Raw genomic sequence first — 18,347 nt, forward strand, 5'->3', positions numbered from 1 at the left:
GTCCATCTGACAGAAGCACCGCATGAATGAATCGAAGCGGGAAAATGGCGGAAGTCGCGCAGCCCTAACCCTGGCTGCGCTCGGAATTGTTTTCGGTGATATCGGAACCAGTCCGCTCTATGCGGTCAAACTCATCTTTCACACTGAACACGGCCTGCCCCTGACACAGGCCAACATCCTGGGCGGCATCTCCGCGATATTCTGGGCGCTGATGATCCTTGTCACCATCAAGTACGTGCTGCTGATCATGCGCGCCGACAATGATGGTGAAGGTGGCATCATGGCATTGACGGCCCTGGCACTGGCGGCGACCCGGGGCCACAGCCACCGCACGCGCTGGCTGATTGCCTCTGCCGGGTTGTGTGGCGTGGCGCTATTTTTCGGCGATGCAGTGATTACCCCAGCGATCTCTGTGCTATCGGCGATGGAGGGACTGGAGGTCGGTGTAGAGTTCCTGCATCCTTTCGTGCTACCGCTGACCATCTGCGTTTTACTGGTGCTCTTTTTTCTACAGCGTTTTGGTACCGCCATGGTCGGCGCACTGTTCGGCCCCATTACCGGGCTGTGGTTTGTGGTACTCATGCTGTCGGGTGTTCACGCCATGGTTGGCAACCCGGTCATACTCCAGGCTCTCAACCCAGCTCACGCGCTGGTTTTTATCACCAATCACGGCGTCGGCTCCTTCGCCATACTCGGTGCCGTACTTTTGGTATTTACCGGCGCGGAGGCGCTGTATGCCGATATGGGTCACTTTGGTCGCGGACCAATCAGGCTTGCCTGGGGCGGGCTGGTATTCCCCGCTCTCACATTGAATTACCTGGGGCAAGGGGCGCTTCTGATGACAGAGCCAGGCGCCGTGGACAATCCGTTTTACCGTATGTTTCCAGGCTGGGCGCTGTATCCGATGGTGGCTCTGGCCACCGCAGCGACGGTGATCGCTTCCCAGGCGTGTATTTCCGGTGTCTTTTCCCTGGCAAAACAAGCAATACAGCTTGGCTATCTGCCCCGTATGGCCGTGCGACATACCTCACCAGTACAGGCCGGGCAGATCTATATGCCGGGGATCAACTGGCTGCTACTGGTCCTGGTTCTGGCCGCGGTCATCGGTTTCGGTTCATCGTCCAATCTGGCGGCGGCCTATGGGGTCGCCGTGAGCGGGGCCATGTTGATGGACACGTTTATCGCTTCGTTTGTGTACCGCTTGCGCTGGCGCTACCCGTTAGTATTGTGTGTGGCAGGCACCGTATTTTTCAGCAGCATAGATCTCGCCTTCTTTTCATCGAGCCTGATGAAAATCTGGCACGGAGGCTGGTTTCCTCTCGTCATTGCCGCTGCGACGATGGTGTTGATGATCACCTGGCGCGACGGCAGGAAGCTACTCATCAAACGACTGCAGTGTGACGAGTCAAAGCTCAAGGATTTCCTGAATCTACTATTTCGTGAACCTCCATTGCGGGTACCGGGAACCGCAGTGTTCATGACATCCAAACCGGAATCGGTACCTCACGCACTGCTGCATAACCTAAAGCACAACAAGGTGCTGCACGAACGCGTGCTATTTCTTAATGTGAAAGTCATCGATCGACCCCGGGTATCCCACGATCAACGCTATCAATTGCAGGATTTCGGCAATGGCTGCATCCGTATCAGGTTGTATTACGGATTTATGCAGAGCCCGGACATATCACAGGCACTGCTAGGGTTGGGTGTAGAGCACGGGCTTCATGTCGACCCGGACCAGGTTTCATTTTTCCTCAGCCGTGAAACCATCGCCCCACTGAAAAGCCTGCCAAGCAGTATGGCCTACTGGCGCGAGCGAATATTTGCAGTGATGGCGCGCAATGCCAGCAGCGCGGTGGAGTATTTCGGGATTCCCGCCAATCGCGTAATCGAGCTGGGCACACAAATCGAAATCTGACGAAAGGATATCGGTATGCATTCAACGACCTGGTACTCACGACTTGCAAAAACAGCCGCACATATTTGTGGCAAGCCAAAAGTCTTTGCCGGTGCTTTCAGCATTATCGTGTTGTGGGCATTGGCTGGCCCAGTTTTCGGTTTCAGTAATACCTGGCAGTTGATCATCAACACCATCACGACCACGGTCACCTTCATGATGGTGTTCCTGATCCAGAACACCCAGAACCGGGATACCGAAGCCATCCAGCTCAAGCTGGACGAACTCATTCGTGCGACCAAAGGCGCTCACAATGCCCTGCTGGACCTCGAAGAGCTGGATGAAGACAGCCTTCAGGATTTCCTGCGGCGGTACGAGCATCTGGCTGCCGTTGCACGGGAAGAGTTAGCTCACGGTGTCCAGGACACGGGGACCCCCGAGGCCTGATTCGGGCGATCAGCTCAACCTGTACCCCGGTCGGACTTGCCGATACGGAGTAACAGCTCCATCGCCAGCAGCTGCAACAGCGCGATACTCAGCAGTGCTGTCCACTGTGTTGCACTCACCGGGGAGACACTGAGCACCTCCTGCATCAGCGGCGAATACAGGCAGAGGATATGCAATGCCTGGGCAGCCAGAGTGCCCAACAGTAAAACCGGGTTGGAAAAGATTGGCTGGTGAAAAATGGAACGGCTTTCGGATCGGCTGTTCAGTACCTGGACATTTTCGAACAGCACCATCAACAACAACACAATGTTACGCGCGGCATCCAGGTCCCAGCCCCGGGCCAACAACGTGTAAAAGCAGGCAAAAGCCAGTCCTCCCATCACCAGCCCCGAGACCAATACCCGACGAACCATCACTGGATTAAACAGCGACTCCCCGGGAGGGCGTGGGGGTTTGCGCATCTCGTCGCCTTCGCCCGGTTCTAGCGCCAGCCCGATACTCTGTACGCTGTTGGTCACCAGATTCAGCCACAGTAACTGAACCGGGGTCAGGGGTAGCGGCAGCCCCAAACTGGTGGTCAGCACAAATAGCACCACTTCCGCCGCGCCGGTAGAGATAAGGAAGAAAACGACCTTGCGGATATTCTGGTAGGCAATCCGCCCTTCCTCAACACCGGCCACCACTGAAGCGAAGTTGTCGTCAGTCAGCAGCAGGTCCGCAGATTGTTTGGCCACCTCGGTGCCCTGCTCCCCCATTGCCACACCGACGTGGGCGCTGTTAAGCGCCGGGGCGTCATTCACACCGTCGCCGGTCACCGCCACAAATTGTCCCTGTCGTTGCAGTGACTGCACGATGATCAGCTTCTGTTCCGGCGATACCCGCGCGTAAACGCGGGTATCAGCCGTCAATGCATCCAGCGAATGCGGGCCTTCTGCTTGCGCCTGGACCAAATCGCCACCGGTTACCGGACTGTCGCCCTCGTCCGACAGTTTCAGCTCCCTGGCGATACTCATCGCAGTGCGCGGATGGTCCCCGGTAAGCATGCAGACATGAATGCCCGCTGCCCGACACTCAGCTACAGCGCCAGCCGCTTCTGGTCGCAATGGATCAAACATCCCCACCAGTCCCAGCAAGTTGAGGCCTCGAAGGTTGTTGCCGGTAAATTCACAATTATCCGTCCAGTCGCCATCGGCAAATGCCAGTACCCGGGCACCCCGTTCGGCAAGACGCTCCAACGTGATATGAGCGAGCGCAGAATCCAGCGGCGTATTGCCGGTCGCGCTTGTCATGGTGTCACACATGGGCAGGAGCTTTTCCAGCGCGCCTTTTACGCAAACCAGTTTGGGGGCGCCCGCGCTGTTTTCGTGCAGCGTGGCGGCAAATCCCAACGCGGGTTCATAGTGCACCTGATCCAGCAGGGGCCAGGAATCCAGCAGCCGCCGCGGGTCGACCCCGACCTTGTGCGCCATCCCCAGCAGTGCCTGATCCACCGCGTCGCCGCTGCTGTGCCAGTCGCCGTTTTCCAGCGGATGTAATTCCGCCTCGTTACACAATGCGGCCGCCCGCGCGACGCGCGCGACGCGCGAATTTTCGTGCTGCGGAGGGGATTCCTCTGTTGGCAGACGGCCGCCGTCGACGGTTACACCGCTGCCATCCAAAAAACGGATTTCCCGCGCTGTAAGCCGGTTTTCCGTCAATGTCCCGGTTTTGTCGGTGGCGATGACCGTACAGGAACCGAGGCTCTCGACCGCTACTAACCTGCGCACGATCACGTGACGCTTGACCATGCGGCGGGTACCAACAGACAGCACCAGTGTCAGTGCCATCGGCAGCCCTTCGGGAATCGCGGATACCGCGAGAGCCACCGCCGTCATAAAGATCACCAGTGGATCGGTGTTGCGGGCCAATTCGATGGCCGCCAGCAGCGCGACGGCTACCAGTAACGCCAGGGTGAGCTTCTTGCTGAAGCGCTCAATGCGCTGAAACAGCGGCGGTTGAACCGTCTTTGCGGTTTCCATCGTCCGGCTCAGCTTGCCCATTTCCGTGGCCATACCCGTTGCCGTAACCAACGCGCTACCCCGCCCAGCCGCCACCAGGGTTCCGGCAAAACATGCATTCACACGTTCTGCGATCGGCGTTTGTGGACCGCACAGAATATCGCTGCGCTTGAACACCGGCAGGGACTCACCGGTAAGCACCGATTCGTCGACTTCAAGCCCGATTGCATCCAGGAGCCTCAGGTCCGCGGGTACCCGGTCTCCCGAACTGAGTAGCACCAGGTCGCCAGGCACCAGATCTTCGGCGGGGATCTCGCTGGTTTCGCCATCCCGCACTACCCGCGCGCGGCTCACCATCAATTTGCGCAGCGCCTGTGCACTGCGGTGGGCATGGAATTCCTGCAGCGCCCCGATCAACGCATTGATCAACAGAATAAGACCAATGAACGAGGCATCGGCAAGCTTGCCGGCAATCAGCGAAACCAGCATCGCCGCCAGTAATACATAAATCAGTGGACTGATGAACTGGCGCAGAAACAGCCGCGAAAAGCTCGGCAGTCGTGGCAGCGGCAGTGTGTTGGTGCCATAACTGGTTAGGCGTTGGCTTGCCTCTGCAGCCGACAATCCCGTGGCTTCGGTTTTCAATCGCTCGGCGACATCCTGCGCAGGCAGGTAATGCCACGGACATGTGGTGTTACTGTCTGTTTCGTCGACGTCGGCTTGCATGATTATTCGACAAATAACTTTCGCGATTGCTGTTATTGGAACCTTAGTTTAAAGCCCCCTCTGTCCTTCGTTTTCGGCGTTTGGCCAGGAACCCCTACTTGCGGGGGGCTTTCCATCAACATCGAGCGGAAATTCCAACTGGATATCCTTGACAGGACGACACGAAATTACAGAGTCTCAAGAGCGCCGTCGACTATCTGCTGAGAAACTCCAGTGCCATCTCCAATGCCATCGGCAAATAAGCCGACAGAACGCAATTCAACGTACTTTTCCTCGTTCTTCACGCGCCATCTGCACAAATCCCTCGCCGTCATTATCGCCGTGCTTTTGGCCGCCGGTGGCGTGGCGCAGCTGCTGCACAAATCCCCTGTGTTGCCGTGGGTTGCCGCGGTGGTGCTTATGCTTGTGGTTGCCAGTGTGGAAAGCCTGCGCGCCCTTGCCCATCGCAAGGCCGGGGTGGACGTACTGGCGCTGTTGACCATGGTCGGCGCGCTCATTCTCGGGCAATACCTGGCTGGCGCGGTGATCGCGTTTATGTTCGCCAGCGGTCGCGCGCTGGAAGAGTACTCCAGCGGACGCGCGCGCCAGGCATTGTCGGCGTTGCTCGAGCGCAGCCCGCGCTCCGCGCATCGTCGCGTGGGTACAGCCATCGAAGAAATCCCGGCGGAGCAGGTGCAGATCGGCGATCAACTGATCGTCAAATCCGGCGAGGCCGTGCCAGTGGATGGGTTACTGCTGTCCGCGACCGCGGAGCTGGACGAGTCCGCGGTAACCGGTGAATCCCTGCCGCGACGGCGCGTGCGCGGCGACCAGATCATGAGTGGTGTGATCAACGCCGGTGGCCCGCTGGATCTGCAGACATTGAAAACCGCGGAACAAAGTACCTACGCCGGTATCGTGCGTATGGTAAGTGAAGCCCAGGCGGCCAAGGCCCCGTTCACCCGACTCGCGGATCGCTACGCGCTGTGGTTTATTCCCCTGGCGCTGCTTGTAGCCGGACTGGCCTGGGCAATTTCCGGCGACCCGTTGCGCGCGCTGGCGGTACTCGTTGTCGCCACCCCCTGCCCGCTGATTCTGGCCGCGCCGGTGGCAATCATCGCCACCATTTCCCTCGCGGCCAAGCGCGGAATCCTGATCAAAAACGGCGCCGCACTTGAACAGCTGGCGGATGCCAAAAACCTGGTGTTCGACAAAACCGGGACCCTGACCACCGGACGTCAGCAACTGGTGGGAATCGAGACGCCCCCGGGTTTCGGTGCCGATGAAGTGTTCAGGCTAGCGGCATCCCTGGATCAGGTTTCCCAGCACAATACGGCGCAGTCGCTGGTGGCCGAGGCGCGGCAGCGCAATCTGGCACTATCCATCCCGGAAAATGCGCAGGAAACGCCGGGCGAAGGTTTGCGTGGCGAAGTGGACGGCAAAACCGTCGCCGTCGGCAGTCTTGCGCTGGCGTTGAATGGTGCTTCCGCTGACAACTGGTCCGCGGCCCGTCTGCGCTACATGGCATTACGAGGTCTGTCCGGCGCCTTTGTTGCCGTTGACGGTCAGATGGCGGGCGTGCTGTTGCTGGCCGACCAGATCCGCCTGGATACACCCCGCGCGCTGCGGGAACTGCACCGCGCTGGTGTCGAGCGCACCGTCATGCTGAGTGGCGATCGCCAGGATGTGGCGGAAACGGTGGCGCTGGCGCTGGGATTCGATGCGGTACTCGCCGAGCGCTCACCGGCGGACAAGGTGGCCGCAGTAAAAGCCGAGTGCCAGCGCGGCACCACCGCGATGGTGGGTGACGGTATCAACGATGCGCCAGCGCTGGCGGCCGCCGATGTGGGCATCGCCATGGGTGCACGCGGCGCCGGAGCCTCCGCCGAAGCTGCGGACGTGGTTTTACTGGTGGATCGGCTCGACCGTTTGCCGGAAGGGTTGCATATCTCGCGGCGCGGTCGGCAAATCGCATTGCAGAGTGTGATCGCCGGTATGGGACTGTCCGCGCTCGCCATGCTGATTGCCGCGCTCGGATACCTGCCTCCGGTTATCGGCGCCCTGGTGCAGGAAGGTATCGATGTAGCGGTCATTTTCAACGCATTGCGGGCACTGCGTCTGCCAGTGGAACAGCGCTCGGAAGCTGCCATGCCCATTGAACTGGCCGATCGGTTGCGGCTGCAACACAGTGAATTACAGCCGGTGCTGGACCGCCTGGAGCAGGCCTGCAACCGGTTGAATGGCGGGCTGCACCCGTCCACTTCCGATGAAATCGACGCGGTATCCACAGTGATACGGGAGCAACTGCTGCCTCACGAGCGCGAAGACGAGGAACAACTCTACCCGGCGCTGGCCGCCATGGTGCGGGGATTCGATCCGATGGGCGCAATGAGTCATACCCATCGCGAAATTTTTCGCCTCGCGCGCGGGTACCAACAACTCGCGGACGATCTCGCCGGCGCATCTCCCGACGAGTTACAACTACAGGAATTACGGCGGCTGCTGTTCAGCCTTATCGCCATAGTACGGCTGCATTTTGCGCAGGAAGAAGAGCTCTACTTTACCCTGAGCGATTCCCAGCCGTGACACTTAGTCAGTGTTGGAGTCCGACGACGAGACATTTTCGGCGTTGAGAAGAATCACCTCGATTTCCTCGATGATTTCCTCCTGTCGCAGCTGGTTTTCGCGGGTTTTCAGACTGTTGAGGCGCTTGTCCAGATGGCGCACCGCGCCCTCAAGATGTTGCATCCGGCGGTGATTTTCCGCCATCAGCGAGACATAGAGTATTTCGTGCAGCGCGGCAAACAGGTACTGGTCGGCGAGTTCCTGCATCAGCTGCGTGGGAGTGACATTCAACTGAGGTGGAAAGGCAAATTCCCTGGGCTGATCTCGCAGTTCTGCAAACGGCGGCAGCAACGGGCGCGCAATGATCCCGTCGTCTGTGCCGCCATGATAGATCACGATCAGCGGGGCATCGCCTTTCAGAAATCCAGCCAAGCCATTGGCCAAACGGATCAGGGTGCCGTCCACCTCATCCAGCACTGTGGCACCCTCGAATGTCGCTTTCAATTGCGGGTGTGTTTCCAGGTGTCCACTCAGTTTGCGGCCACAGGCCACAAAGCCTGTATTTTTATTGCCGGTTTCCGCCAGGCACTGTTGCAGAGTTTGCAACAGCGGTTCATTGAAGTCACCGCAGAATCCGCGCTCGGACCCCAGCACCAGAAAGAGCGGGCTTCCAGGCGGCGCCTCTGGCAGCAGTTCACTGTGAAAACCAAGCAGATCCCGCGCGGCTCGGTAGAGGCCAGCGACGACGCCCTGCTGTATCTCGAGCACACGGCGCAAGCGGCGGACTTCGATAAACGCCAGCGACTGCATGGCACCGATAATCTGTCTCGCCTCCGAAAGCTGGTTCTGGTGATGCAGGAGCTCGTGGCGACGACTCACAGCGGTTCGCCCTGTTTGTCAGATTTGTGCTCACCAGCCCAGTCGCGCGCCAGCTCGGCCCACCGGTCTCGCCCGTCGTCGAGGGTGAGGCCGGAGGCAGCCACCCGCTTTTCCAGTATCGACAGCATGTCCGGAAGAGCGCGGGGCTCGCAATCGTCCAGAAGTCCGTCGTTGAACGCGACCATCCACGCCAGTTGAAACTCGATAGGCAATGGCGACAGGCGATCCTGCTTGAAAATTTCCCGCAGTACCCGGCCGCGACGGATCACCTTTTCCATGCCCGCCTCCAGCCTGGCGCCGAAGCGGGTGAACATTTCCAGCTCGAGAAACTGCAGGTAATCCAGCTTCATGCGTCCGGCCTCCTGCTTTACCGCCGGATGCTGCGCACGGCCGCCGATACGTGACACCGATTTGCCGATATCGATGGCGGGCCGGAAACCGCCGCTGAACAGATCACGATCCAGATACACCTGGCCGTCAGTAATGGAGATCAGATTGGTGGGGATATAGGCCGCGATTTCACCGAGTTTGGTTTCCACAATTGGCAGCGCGCTCATGCTACCGCCCCCATTGGCGGCGTTAAGGCAGGTGGCGCGCTCGAGCAAGCGCGCGTGTACGGAAAAGATATCACCGGGATACGCCTCGCGTCCCGGTGGCCGCCGCAATAACAACGACAACTCGCGGTAGGTCTTGGCGTGGGTGGACAGGTCGTCGTAAACCACCAGGGTGTGCCAGCCCTGGCGCATCCAGTATTCCGCCACGGTACAGCCGGCAAACGGCGCCAGATGAAGCATCCCCGGCAGTGCGCTGGCCTCTGCCACAATCACCGTGGTGTACTCCAGCGCGCCGCTGTTGCGCAGCAGCTCGATGGTACCGATGACCGTTGAGCGCTTCTGACCAATCAACACATACACGCAGCGGATATTCTTACCCTGTTGATTGGTGACCGCATCCAGCGCCAGCGCACTGCGTCCCAAACCCTCATCGCCGATCAACAGTTGCCGCTGACCACAGCCCACCGGAATCATGGTGTCCAGCACCTTGCTGCCGGTGTACAGGGGCTGCTGCACAAAATCCCGCTCGGCGATGGCCGGCGCGCGCCCTTCCAGCGGGCGCCAGCTGGCGCATTCCGGCACCGCGCCGCCATCCAGCGGTCCGCCGATCGGGTCGAGCACGCGCCCGAGTAGTTCATCGCCCACCGCAATGCCGAGGGGCTGGGTGCGGCGCGTTGCGCGGGTACCCGCCGTCAATCCGTCGGTTGCCTGCAACAGCACGCCGCCCACCAGGTTTACATTGAGATCGAACACCTGCGCGCGGCTGCCATCGCTGAACTCAAGCACATCGTCGATGGCCACCGCAGGCAACCCGGCCACCCACACAATGCCGTCGCCAACGGACACCACCCAGCCCTGCTCGGCGATCCGCAGCTTGGGCTGGTATTTGTCGAGCCAATCGCTGCGCTGCTGGATGAGGCTGCCGTTCATCGGTCACCCCTCAACGGCATCAGGCGCGAGACGTGCAAAGCCCTGCAGCTCGTCACGGACATTGAGCCCCATTGCCCAGGCCCCCATGGAAACCTGTATGCCGGCGATCAGCGCTGGCTGTTCCACAAACCGACAGGCGACAGTCGGCCCCAGACAAGCCGTGATTGCCAGCTCTATTTCTTTGCGCATTTCGGCATCCAGCGAATGCGCGCTCGCCACCTGTAGCGGGTTTTCTTTTTTCGTATCGCGCAACTGCGCACATAGCTGCAGCCGCTGCGCTTCCGGCATGTCCGCGAGACTTGCGAGAAAGAGTTTTACCAGGCGGGTTTCTGTCTCGGGTCCGGCACCCTGCTCGAGCAATTTCGCGGCGAAACGGCTGCCCTGCTCCATCGCCTGCAACTCCAGCTGCCGGCGCTGTTCTCCCTGCCGCCGCTGGTCCACCGCCGTGGACTTCGCCCGCTGCTGTTCCAGGTCGTCCGCCAGTAATTTTTCCCGCCGCGTTCTTTCACTGCGCAATTCCTTCTCCAGCGCTTCCCGGGACTGTTCGCGCTCGTCGCGCCACTGGGCCAGCCGGCCTTCATAGTCGTTTTGCAACTGCTGCGCCTGTGCTTCCTTCTCACTGGCCTGCGCCAGGCGCGCATCGATATCCTGCTGGCGGCGCGCTATCACCGACTGGATTGGGCGATAGAGAAAGCGCTTGAGAATCCACACCAGGACTAGAAAGTTGAAAATTTCCAGCAGGAAGGTCGACCAGCTCAGCTCCACGGTTGTACCCCGTTCAGGATTTGGGTCAGGATTTGGTGTTGAGCAGGTATTCCAGCAACGGGTTGCGGAACAGCACGATCAGCGCGATGACCAGTACATAGATCGCCAGCGACTCGATCATGGCGAGGCCGATAAATAGCGTGCGCAGAATCGACTTCTCCGCCTCAGGTTGCCGCGCAATAGCCTCCAGTGCACTGCTGATGGCGCGCCCCATGGCGATCGCGGGTCCCAGTACGCCAATACCCATGCCGATCATCGCGGCGACGGTCGAAAGAGTCGCAAACCAGGACAGTTCATTCATTGCGGGTTTCCTGCCTCAATTGTTGGGTTTGCAGCCCGCTGGCGATATAGATCAGCGCCAGCATGCCGAAAATATAGGCCTGCACCAGCCCCTCGATTACATGCAGCATCAGTATAGGAACCGGGGCGAGAAAACCCGCGACCAGCAGGATTAGCAGCGCGGCCATTTCCAGGCTCATGATGTTGCCGAACAGACGCACCGCCAGCGCCAGGGTGCGGGTGATTTCGCTCAGGATATGAAACGGCAGCAACACCGGCGTCGGCACCAGGTAGTGACGCAGATAGGCCTTCAGGCCCTGGTCGCGAATCCCGAACCAGTGCACCGACAGGAACACCAGGATGGCCAGCGCCGCCGTTGCCGACAGATCCCGCGTGGGCGAATGCACCCCGGGAATCAGGCCACACAGGTTGGCGACCACGAGGAAGATCCACAATGTGGCAATGAACGGCAGCAACAGCGACACATGGTTTGGCGCTACTGCCCGGATCGCCTCTTCGATGGTGGAGACAATCCCCTCCGCCACGGTTTGGGCGCGCCCTGGGCGCAGCAGAAGGTGCCGCGTTACCAGCCAGGCCACCAGCACAAGCACTGCCATGATCACCCAGGTGGTCACAACCGTGGTCGTTACCTTGAGCGGTCCGACTTGCAACAACACGGGAAATGACATGGTGTCGCCGTGCATGCCCTATTCCCGTATCAACAGATAGACATTGACGGCGCCCACCACCACACCGAGAAAAATCAGGCTCAGGGTCCAGCGGGTCGAATAGCCTTCCACCAATCCATCCAGCCAGCGACCGAGATACGCGCCGCCCACCACCGGCAGTACGAACACCAGTCCCAGGGTGCCGATGTAGATGGTCTGTGCCAGCAGTGTTTCCCGTTCGCGCTCGGCCTGTTTCATCCGCTTGGCCTGGCGTTCCACGCGCTCGCTCAGTTTTTGATTGCGCTGTTTTAGGTCACGCTGTTTTTGATCTGGATCGGTCGCCATCTCTGTGCCTGTTTCCCGCCTATTCGCGGCTCAACTCCCACAGCCGGCGCAGCATGGATTCCTCCATGCGCGCCAGGCTTTCCTTGGTTTCCACAAGGCGCTGCTCCTCTACCAACAATTGCTGCTGCAGCAACGCGGAAATTCGCGCGTAGTCCGCGTCAAGCAGAAAGCGGCGCGTGAAAATCTGCAGGCGGTTGTCCAGAAAATAGAGCAGTCCACCGGGCAGCGCCAGGTACTGCCAGTTTTCTCTGCCGCGGCGAAAGCGCGCGAGGCCGAATACCAGCGGCGCAATGGTGCGGGTATGTCCGGCGAGAATCCCAAAGCTGCCGGAGGCGTCCTCGCCTACAAAGCTGGTCACGCCATCAAAGCGCTGTTGTTCCGTGGCCGATAGCAACTCGAGCATGAAACTGTTCATCTGCCGTTCTTGATTCACTTCTTAATCGTGCCGCGCATATAGCAATCCTCCTCCTGCAGCCCGTCATAATCGCCGCGCAGGAACGCCTCGCAGTCATCCAGGGTGTCTTCAAGGGCCACGGAAACCCCGGCGATGCCGGTGTGGGAGGCAGTGACCATAAACGGCTGGGTGAGATAGCGCTGCAACTTGCGCGCGCGCATGACCACAAGGCGGTCGGCTGCGGACAGCTCGCCGATACCGAGCATGGCGATGATGTCTTCCAGTTCGTGGTAGCGCGCCAGATACTCGCGCACCCCTTCCGCCACCGTGTAATGTCGATCACCCAGGGTATGGCGATCCATCAGGCGGCTGGCGGATTGCAGCGGCTCCACCGCCGGATAAATGCCCTTGCCCGCCTGCGCGCGGGACAGCACCACCGAGGAATCAAGATGGCCGAGGATCGCGTCCACCGCCGGGTCGGTCATATCATCCGCGGGCACATACACTGCCTGTACCGAAGTCACCGCGCCCTGCGGGGTCGAGAGAATACGCTCCTGCATTTCCGCGACTTCGCTGATCAGGGTTGGCTGGTAGCCCACGGTGGCCGGCATTCGCCCGAGCAGGCTGGAGATCTCACTGCCCGCCTGCACAAAACGGAAAATATTGTCCATCACGAACAGCACTTCCTTGTGCAACGAGTCCCTCAGGTACTCCGCGTAGGAAAGCGCGGAAAGCCCCACACGAAAGCGCACCCCCGGGGATTCATCCATCTGCCCGAAGCACATCAGTGTCTGTTCCATGACCCCGGCCTCGCGCATTTCGTGCCACAGTTCATGGCCCTCGCGAATGCGCTCGCCGACACCGGCAAACACCGACACCCCGCTGTGCAGTGAGGCCACCGCGTGCATGAATTCCATCACCAGCACCGTCTTGCCCACGCCGGCACCGCCAAACAGGCCGGTCTTGCCGCCGCGCACAAACGGACACAGCAGGTCGATGACCTTGATACCGGTCTGCAGAATATCCCCGGTGCCCACCGCATCCCACAGCGCGGCGGGAGGCGTATGGATATTGCGGAATTCCCGCGCCTCCAGCGGTGCACCGCCGTCCAGCGGCTCACCAAAAATATTCAGCAGGCGGCCCAGACAATCCGGCGTCACCGGCACATGCAGCGGCGCGCCGGTATCAAACACCGGCAGTCCGCGGCGCAGACCGGCGGTGCGGTGCAACGTGATCGCGCGCGCGTGGTGCCGGTCCAGATGCTGGTGGACTTCAAACAGGTAGCTTTCGTGATCGATGGACGCGCGCAGGGCCTGGCGCAGCGGCGGCAATGTCTCGCAGCGGATGACCACCACTGGCCCGTGCACTTCTGCAATGGTGCCAATGGACGAGCAGGCTACGGCGCCGTCATCCGTGTTCAGCATGGTTTTTATTTCATGTCATAGGTTTCCTTCTAGAATAGAAGCAGTCCGCGACCCTGTAGCGCGCAATGTGGAATTGGCGCCTCATCTGCCGCCAGCGGTGCCCTACCCCGTCTCCATGCAGTGAAACGATAAAGTGAAATGGACAGCCAAAGGAACTGGTGTCCGCCATGAATAACGACATTCAACCAGGCACTGAACTGGCCGCGATACGCGCCGAGGGCCTGGCGAAAACCTACGGCAGCGGCGAATCCACCGTGTACGCGCTGCGCGGCGTGGACCTGGCAATTCCCCGCGGTGAAATGGTGGTGCTGCTGGGACCATCCGGCAGCGGCAAATCCACCCTGCTCAACATTCTCGGTGGACTCGATTCCCCCAGCGAGGGCCGGGTCTTTTTTGATCGGGATGAACTCACCGCGTTTGACGATCGCCACCTGACCCAGTTTCGCCGCGAGTACGTGGGCTTTGTGTTCCAGTTTTACAACCTGATCCCAAGCCTGACCGCGCGGGAAAATGTCGCGCTGGTGACGGAAATCGCACGCGACCCGATGACGCCGGAACAGGCGCTGGAACTGGTGGGACTGGGTAAGCGCATGGACCACTTCCCCGCACAATTATCTGGCGGTGAACAGCAACGGGTCGCCATCGCGCGCGCCATTGCCAAGCAACCGCGGGTGTTGCTGTGCGATGAACCCACCGGCGCACTGGACAGCCAAACCGGCATCGTGGTGCTCGAAGCAATAGCACGGGTCAATCGCGAACTGGGCACCACCACCATGGTCATCACCCACAATGCGGCCATCGCAAAAATGGCCGACCGCATTCTGAGCATGGCGGATGGGCGTATTCAGAATATCGAACAGAACACGCACCCCTGTGCGCCCGCGGAACTGAGCTGGTAGTCCGCCCGTGATCCAGTTTCTCGCCCCCCTCGACCGCAAACTGCTGCGCGATCTCTGGGCCATCAAGGGTCAGGCGCTGGCGATTGCCGTGGTGATTGGCTGCGGTGTGGGCATGTACCTGATGTCCAAGGGTATGCTCGCGTCCCTCGCCGATACCCGCGCCGCCTACTACGAGCGCTACCGTTTTGCGGATATCTGGGCACCGGTGAAGCGCGCCCCGGAAGCGCTGCTGGAACAGATTGCCGAACTGCCGGGCGTGCGCCGCGCGGAAACCCGTATCCGCGCCGGTGTGATTCTCGATGTGGAGGGTGCCGCTGCCCCTATTACCGGCGAGATTCAGTCCCTGCCGGCGATTCCCGGCCCGCACATCAACGATTTCGTGCTGCGCCACGGGCGCTACCCGGACCCGGAGCGCGAAGAGGAGGTGCTGGCGCTGGAGGCGTTTGCCGAAGCCCACCAGCTCGAACCCGGTGATCACCTCTACGCGATCCTCAATGGCACCAAGAAAAAACTCACCATTACCGGCCTGGTGCTGTCGCCGGAATATGTATACGCAATTTCCCCCGGCGAAATCGTGCCGGACAAAAAGCGCTTTGGTGTGCTGTGGATGAACCAGGAGGCCCTGGCCAACGCCTTCGACCTGGACGGCGCGTTCAACGAGGCGGTGCTGCTGGCGTCTCCCGGCGAGAATACCGATGCGCTGCTGGAAAAGCTGGACCTGTTGCTGAAACGCTACGGCGCCACCGGCGCCTACGGCCGTAACCAGCAGATCTCCGACCAGTTCCTGACCAATGAAATCCAGCAACTGGAAACCATGGGCCGGCTGTTGCCGCCCATTTTTCTGTTGGTCGCGGCATTCCTGCTCAATGTGGTGATCGGCCGGCTGGTGGATACGGAGCGGGAACAGATCGGGCTGTTGAAGGCGTTCGGCTACAACAACGGCGCGGTAGCGCGGCACTACCTGAAAATGATCGGCCTGGTGACGCTGCTCGGTATTGTTATCGGCATCGCCCTCGGGCTGTGGCTCGGCCACGGGTTGGCGCGCATGTACATGGACTATTTCAAATTTCCCTTTCTGCTATTTCGCGCGCCGCCGGACGTCTATCTTGTGGGCATAGGGTTCAGTCTGCTGGTGGCGGCGGTCGGCACTTTCGGCGCGGTGCGGAGAGTCGTGCGGCTGGACCCGGCGGTGGCGATGGTGCCGCCACCGCCGCCGGACTACAGCCGCTCGGCACTCTGGTTGGAGCGGATGACCGGCTGGATTGACCAGCCGTCGCGCATGATTTTGCGGCACCTGTACCGCTGGCCGCGGCGCGCGGCGATGACCAGCGTCGGCATCGCCATGTCCATGGGACTGTTGATTGGTTCGAGTTTTTCCCTGGACGCGATGCTGTATATGGTGGACATCAGTTTCAATGTCATCGACCGCCAGGATGTGACGGTGAACTTCGTCGAGCCGCGCAATGTGCGTGCGGTTCAGGATGTTCTCCATGCACCGGGAGCCATGTATGTTGAACCCTTCCGTGCGATTCCGGTGGTACTGCGCAACGGCACCAACAGTCGCCGTGAAGCGATCATCGGCCTGCAGCCCAATGCAGAACTGAGCCGCGTGGTGGACACCGACCTGCGCCCGGTGCCACTGCCGGGTTACGGTATCGTACTCTCGGACAAGCTGGCGGAATTGCTGGATATTCGCACCGGCGAATTCCTGCGGCTGGAAGTGCGTACCGGGCGGCGCCCGGAACTGGATGTAGTGGTCAGCGGCATTGTAAAAACCTATATGGGCACCGCCGCCTACATGGACCTGGACGTGATGAACCGGATATTGAAAGACGATATTGCGATTTCCGGCACCTATTTACTGGTGGACCCGGATCTTACCGACGAGTTTTACCAGGCATTGAAAAATACCCCGGTGGTGGCCGGTGTCAGCCTGCAGGAGCAGGCCCAGGACGCCTTTTATGAAACCCTGCAGGAGAGCCTCGGCACCTTTGTGTTTTTCAATACGTTATTTGCGGGCCTGATTGCACTGGGGGTGGTGTACAACAGCGCGCGCATTTCCCTGTCCGAACGCGGCCGTGAGCTGGCGAGCCTGCGCGTGCTCGGCCTCACCCGCGGCGAAGTCTCCTACATCCTGCTCGGGGAGCTCGCGCTGCTTACGCTGCTCGCCCTGCCGCTCGGTGCTCTGCTCGGCTACCTGTTGGCGTGGACGCTGGTGCAATCGTTCAATACCGAACTGTTCCGTATTCCCCTGATCATCAGCTCTTCCACTTACGGCTACGCCGCGCTGGTGGTGCTGCTCTCCGCTGCGGCCTCGGGCCTGCTGGTACACCGGCGCATCCAGCAACTGGATCTTGTTGCCGTACTCAAGACGCGGGAGTGATATGGGGCGGACACTGTTCAAGCGTATCGTCGGAACCATACTGCTCGCGGGACTCGCGGTCTTTCTGGTTTATGCCTTTATGCCCAAGCCCGTGCCGGTGGATATGGACCAGGTGAGCCGTGGCCCCATGCAGCTGGCAGTCAGCGACGAAGGCTATACCAGAGTGCACGATGTGTTTGTGCTCTCTGCGCCGGTCACCGGTTACCTGCTGCGTATTCAGAGTGACGTGGGCGACACCGTCAAGGCCGGCACTACCACCCTCGCCGAACTGCTGCCTACCCATCCGCAATTTCTTGACGAACGCAGCCGCAACCAGGCGGAAGCCGCCATCCGCAGCGCCCAGGCGGCACTGAAACTGTCCGAGGCGGAACGCCGCGATGCAGAGGCCAAACTGGCGTTTGCCGAGGCGGATGCCAAGCGCGCGCGGAAACTGGCCGGAAAAGGCTATATCTCCAAAGTCGAGCTGGAGCGCACCGAACTCGCCCTCGATAGCGCCAAGGCCGCGCTGGATACCGCACGCGCCGCGGAACATGTCAGCGAGAGTGACCTGGACAATGCCCGTGCGGCGTTGATTGCCCCCCAGCGCGGCGCCCCCAAGCTGGACGACGGCAATCTGGTCAAGGTCACGGCGCCGGTGGGTGGCCAGGTGCTGCAACTGTTACAGGAGAGCGAACGGGTGGTGGCTGTCGGCACACCGCTGCTGGAAATCGGTAATCCAGGTCAATTGGAAATCGTCATCGATCTGTTGTCACGGGATGCGGTGAAGGTGGAGCCCGGGGCATCGGTCGCGATCACCGCCTGGGGTGGCGACAAAACCCTGCACGGGCGCGTGCGATTGGTAGAGCCCTACGGTTTTACCAAGATTTCTGCGCTGGGGATCGAGGAGCAACGGGTCAATGTGATCGTCGACTTCATCGATCCAAGGGAAGAATGGTCTCGGCTCGGCCACGGTTATCGCGTGGACGCCGCCATCGAAATCTGGCGCGCGGACGATGTGGTACAGGTTCCCACCGGTGCCCTGTTTCGCCATCAAAAGGCGTGGGCGGTATTCAGGGTAGTCGCGGATCATGCGGTGCAGACAGAAGTTGAAATTGGTCACAATAACGGACGGATGGCAGAGATTCTGGCTGGAATCACGCCTGGCGAAACGATCGTCTTGCACCCCAGTGAACGGATTGCGGATGGCGTAAAACTTGCCCGGCGGACGACGCAATGA

15 protein-coding genes are annotated in these 18,347 nt (G+C 60.4%); 6 read left to right on the forward strand and 9 right to left on the reverse strand.

What is annotated here, in order from left to right; all coding sequences use genetic code 11:
• The first annotated feature begins 22 nt into the window (after positions 1-22).
• Together PVT68_RS02150 and PVT68_RS02155 are read left to right on the forward strand one after the other, a co-directional pair.
• Entirely contained in the window at positions 23-1,918 is a 1,896-nt protein-coding gene (locus PVT68_RS02150; protein ID WP_280320938.1) for a potassium transporter Kup, read from the forward strand.
• Positions 1,919-1,933: 15 nt separating this feature from the next.
• Positions 1,934-2,344, forward strand: coding sequence for a low affinity iron permease family protein (locus PVT68_RS02155; protein ID WP_280320939.1), 411 nt, complete (start codon positions 1,934-1,936; stop codon positions 2,342-2,344).
• Positions 2,345-2,358: 14 nt separating this feature from the next.
• Here PVT68_RS02155 and PVT68_RS02160 read toward each other — a convergent pair whose 3' ends face one another.
• Entirely contained in the window at positions 2,359-5,067 is a 2,709-nt protein-coding gene (locus PVT68_RS02160; protein WP_280320940.1) for a cation-translocating P-type ATPase, read from the reverse strand.
• Between the two features lie 225 nt (positions 5,068-5,292).
• Between PVT68_RS02160 and PVT68_RS02165 the strand changes: the two genes are divergently transcribed.
• Entirely contained in the window at positions 5,293-7,632 is a 2,340-nt protein-coding gene (locus tag PVT68_RS02165) for a heavy metal translocating P-type ATPase (RefSeq protein WP_280320942.1), read from the forward strand.
• Between the two features lie 3 nt (positions 7,633-7,635).
• On the opposite strand, the gene PVT68_RS02170 is transcribed toward PVT68_RS02165, so the two are convergent.
• Genes PVT68_RS02170 through atpD form a run of 8 tightly spaced genes read right to left on the reverse strand, consistent with a single transcriptional unit; the run spans position 7,636 to position 13,849 of the window.
• Complete coding sequence (locus PVT68_RS02170) at positions 7,636-8,490, reverse strand: F0F1 ATP synthase subunit gamma (RefSeq protein WP_280320944.1); 855 nt, start codon at positions 8,488-8,490, stop codon at positions 7,636-7,638.
• Complete coding sequence (locus tag PVT68_RS02175) at positions 8,487-9,974, reverse strand: F0F1 ATP synthase subunit alpha (RefSeq protein ID WP_280320945.1); 1,488 nt, start codon at positions 9,972-9,974, stop codon at positions 8,487-8,489. Before PVT68_RS02175 ends, PVT68_RS02170 begins: the two co-directional genes overlap by 4 nt.
• Positions 9,975-9,977: 3 nt before the next feature.
• Positions 9,978-10,739, reverse strand: a complete 762-nt coding sequence (locus PVT68_RS02180) for a F0F1 ATP synthase subunit delta (RefSeq protein WP_280320946.1) — start codon at positions 10,737-10,739, stop codon at positions 9,978-9,980.
• A 25-nt stretch (positions 10,740-10,764) separates the two neighbouring features.
• Complete coding sequence (gene atpE / locus PVT68_RS02185) at positions 10,765-11,040, reverse strand: ATP synthase F0 subunit C (RefSeq protein WP_280320947.1); 276 nt, start codon at positions 11,038-11,040, stop codon at positions 10,765-10,767.
• Positions 11,033-11,722 (reverse strand): F0F1 ATP synthase subunit A, encoded by a 690-nt coding sequence (locus PVT68_RS02190; RefSeq protein WP_280320948.1) that lies wholly within the window; start codon positions 11,720-11,722, stop codon positions 11,033-11,035. Before PVT68_RS02190 ends, atpE begins: the two co-directional genes overlap by 8 nt.
• Before the next feature lie 3 nt (positions 11,723-11,725).
• Positions 11,726-12,031, reverse strand: a complete 306-nt coding sequence (locus PVT68_RS02195; protein WP_280320949.1) for an AtpZ/AtpI family protein — start codon at positions 12,029-12,031, stop codon at positions 11,726-11,728.
• A gap of 19 nt (positions 12,032-12,050) precedes the next feature.
• Positions 12,051-12,446, reverse strand: a complete 396-nt coding sequence (locus PVT68_RS02200) for a F0F1 ATP synthase subunit epsilon (protein WP_280320950.1) — start codon at positions 12,444-12,446, stop codon at positions 12,051-12,053.
• A gap of 14 nt (positions 12,447-12,460) precedes the next feature.
• Positions 12,461-13,849 carry a F0F1 ATP synthase subunit beta gene (gene atpD / locus PVT68_RS02205; RefSeq protein WP_280320951.1) on the reverse strand — a complete coding sequence of 463 codons (1,389 nt, stop codon included), beginning with the start codon at positions 13,847-13,849 and terminating at the stop codon, positions 12,461-12,463.
• 167 nt (positions 13,850-14,016) lie between these two features.
• Between atpD and PVT68_RS02210 the strand changes: the two genes are divergently transcribed.
• The 3 genes from PVT68_RS02210 to PVT68_RS02220 are packed head-to-tail and all read left to right on the forward strand — an operon-like array spanning position 14,017 to position 18,347.
• Positions 14,017-14,748, forward strand: coding sequence for an ABC transporter ATP-binding protein (locus tag PVT68_RS02210; RefSeq protein ID WP_280320952.1), 732 nt, complete (start codon positions 14,017-14,019; stop codon positions 14,746-14,748).
• A gap of 7 nt (positions 14,749-14,755) precedes the next feature.
• Entirely contained in the window at positions 14,756-17,131 is a 2,376-nt protein-coding gene (locus tag PVT68_RS02215; RefSeq protein WP_280320953.1) for an ABC transporter permease, read from the forward strand.
• Position 17,132: 1 nt separating this feature from the next.
• Complete coding sequence (locus tag PVT68_RS02220) at positions 17,133-18,347, forward strand: efflux RND transporter periplasmic adaptor subunit (protein WP_280320954.1); 1,215 nt, start codon at positions 17,133-17,135, stop codon at positions 18,345-18,347.

The organism is Microbulbifer bruguierae, assembly GCF_029869925.1.
Taxonomy (GTDB): Bacteria; Pseudomonadota; Gammaproteobacteria; order Pseudomonadales; family Cellvibrionaceae; genus Microbulbifer; species Microbulbifer bruguierae.